Origin of the sequence: Escherichia sp. 94.0001, from assembly GCF_013369155.2 — a bacterium.
Taxonomy (GTDB): domain Bacteria; phylum Pseudomonadota; class Gammaproteobacteria; order Enterobacterales; family Enterobacteriaceae; genus Escherichia; species Escherichia coli_F.
This window is the reverse complement of sequence record NZ_JABWMS020000195.1, coordinates 1-855: the sequence shown is the minus strand read 5'-3', so window position 1 is coordinate 855 and position 855 is coordinate 1. Positions and strand designations below refer to the sequence as shown.

At 56.3% G+C, this 855-nt stretch carries 1 protein-coding gene and 2 pseudogenes; all 3 read right to left on the bottom strand.

Annotation, left to right across the window (positions count from 1 at the left end):
* Positions 1 to 121, bottom strand: a pseudogene (locus tag HEN33_RS26650) (phage head completion protein); the annotation flags it as partial.
* A 9-nt stretch (positions 122 to 130) separates the two neighbouring features.
* Positions 131 to 457 carry a head-tail connector protein gene (locus HEN33_RS25165; protein WP_136720830.1) on the bottom strand — a complete coding sequence of 109 codons (327 nt, stop codon included), beginning with the start codon at positions 455 to 457 and terminating at the stop codon, positions 131 to 133.
* A pseudogene (locus HEN33_RS25160) lies at positions 454 to 855 on the bottom strand (phage portal protein); the annotation flags it as partial. The pseudogene HEN33_RS25160 and the gene HEN33_RS25165, both read right to left, overlap by 4 nt.

Sequence of the window (855 nt, the reverse complement as noted above, 5' to 3'; positions counted from 1 at the left end):
TATCCGCATGAATTTTCCCGCATGACACCCATTCTTCCGTCATTTCTCCGGCAGCGTTACGGGTTAACACCGGGTTCAGAACACTTATCATCTGTGTCAGACGACCTGCAGATATTGCCATTCCCCCTCCTCATAACACCGTCGGACAACGCAAATCGTAAATCAGCACGGAAACAGAAAACGGCAGTTCTCCCTGAATCAGTTCTTCCCGCTCCGCAAGATCCGGATTCCGGTACAGCATCCCGGTCAGTCGCATGGCAGCCCCCTTCATCCGGGTTAATGCCTCGCCCGGGATCAGCTCACCGTCCTCACTAATCACTTTATCCCGGCTGCCCTGAATGTAGGCCAGCAGCACGGCGGTAGCCTGACGAACCTTGTCCATCAGCATGTCATCATCCGCGTCATGGTCGACACGCAGATGTGCCTTGATCTCTTCCAGTGTCAGTAATGCCGTCATTTTCCGCCTCCTGCATCCCGTCCACGTTTTGCAGCCAGGGTCCAGGCTGATGAATGAGCTTCTCCGGGTTTATCACCGGTCATACTGTTGCAGTGCCACAGCGAGCCCCCCCACGTCACCGTATCGCCGGGGTGGTAGGTTTCACCGGCTCTGAACACACCGCGGTAGAGCATCACCGGCAGGGAAAATGTTTTTTCCGTACGCTGGCCACTGCTGTGCCGGATCACCACAGAGAACAACCGCTCCCCCGTCATACTGACGTCAATATCCGCCACCCCGTCAACCAGGCATTCCCATCCCCGCATCCCGTGCGTTTTTTCATACGCCCGCCAGAATCCTCCCAGGTGTGTGGCATACGTGCCCCGGGGAAAGGATTTTTGATCGTCAATAGCGGGGAG

Bases quoted from the DNA above. Each gene is read 5' to 3' on its own strand.
- HEN33_RS25165 (WP_136720830.1), bottom strand. From the start codon at position 457: ATGACGGCATTACTGACACTGGAAGAGATCAAGGCACATCTGCGTGTC.